Source organism: Streptomyces sp. NPDC020742 (assembly GCF_040641675.1).
Classification (GTDB): domain Bacteria; phylum Actinomycetota; class Actinomycetes; order Streptomycetales; family Streptomycetaceae; genus Streptomyces.
Genome location: NZ_JBFAEA010000060.1, coordinates 1 through 1,341 on the forward strand (window position 1 = coordinate 1; position 1,341 = coordinate 1,341).

The window sequence follows — 1,341 nt, forward strand, 5'->3', positions numbered from 1 at the left end:
ACCAACTGCGAGGATCGGGAAGCGTTCTTCCAGCCGGTCTGACCCACAGACCAACCGGCCGTTTGTGCCTTGTTGCCGATGTGTCGGCCGGCCGGGAGAGCGCGTGCGGCTGCACCGGCGGACTGCCGGAGTGACCTGATAAGAGCCTGGCTGACGCGCCTCATCGCAGTTGTGTCCCCGGTGCTCCGTCGGTGCGGCTCCAGTCACATGGACCGCCAGGAGGACAGGTGCCCAGCAGTTCCATCACGAGCGTGACCCTCGGAGTCGACACCCACGAAGACGTCCATGTCGCTGCCGCTCTCGACCAACTCGGCCGTCGGCTGGGCACGCTCGCAGTTCCCTCGACACCACAGGGCTACGCCTCCCTGGAGTCCTGGGCTGCAAGCCTGGGCACCATCGAACAGATAGGTCTGGAGGGCGCCGGTTGCTACGGCGCCGGCCTGTCCAGGTGGATGCGGCAGCGGGGCCACCACATCGTCGAGGTCAACCGTCCCGACCGTCAGACACGTCGGCGCCGTGGGAAGTCCGATGCGGTGGACGCCGAGGCGGCCGCACGAGCGGTGCAGGCCGGCACTGCCACAGCCATACCGAAGACTGGTGACGGCGCCGTCGAAATGATCCGGGCCTTGAGAGTTGCCCGTCGCAGTGCGATGAAAGCCCGCACCCAAGCCGTCAACCAGCTCAAGGCCCTGATCGTGACCGCTCCTGACACACTTCGGGGACAGCTCCGCGGGCTGCACCGGGCGGAACTGATCCGCACCGTTACACGGTGGCGTCCTGGCGCTGAGCCGGACACATTGAACACGGTCACCAAGTTTGCGATGCGGTCCATCGCCCTGCGCTACCTGCAGCTGAATGACGAAATCACAGAGCTCGACCGCCACCTGCACAGGCTCGTCACCCAGGCAGCAGCCGAGCTCATGGCCGTCAAAGGACTCGGAGCCGAGACGGTCGCAGCCCTGCTCATCGCTGTCGGCGACAACCCCGAACGGCTCCGATCCGAGTCAGCCTTCGCTCACCTCTGCGGAGTCGCCCCCATTCCCGCCTCCTCAGGCAAGACAAGCCGCCACCGCCTCAACCGCGGAGGCGACCGGCAAGCCAACCACGCCCTCTACATGATCACGGTCACCCGCATGGCCTGGGAACCACGCACACGTGCCTACGTCGCTCGCAGGACAGCCGAGGGCAAGACGAAGAGCGAGATCATCCGCTGCCTGAAACGGCACATCGCACGCGAGATCTACCGCCTGCTCGTTCCCCGAACCCCAGCTCAGCCACCCTCCTGCCGAGAATTGGCGACCGCAGCCTGACCTCCTTGACAGCTATAGGAGCATCGGCAAG

At 66.0% G+C, this 1,341-nt stretch carries 1 protein-coding gene; it reads left to right on the forward strand.

The genetic code is table 11. The annotated features are described in order from the left end of the window. Window positions 1–227: 227 nt before the first annotated feature. Complete coding sequence (locus tag AB0G84_RS36180; RefSeq protein ID WP_361330960.1) at window positions 228–1,310, forward strand: IS110 family transposase; 1,083 nt, start codon at window positions 228–230, stop codon at window positions 1,308–1,310. The last annotated feature ends 31 nt before the right edge of the window (window positions 1,311–1,341 follow it).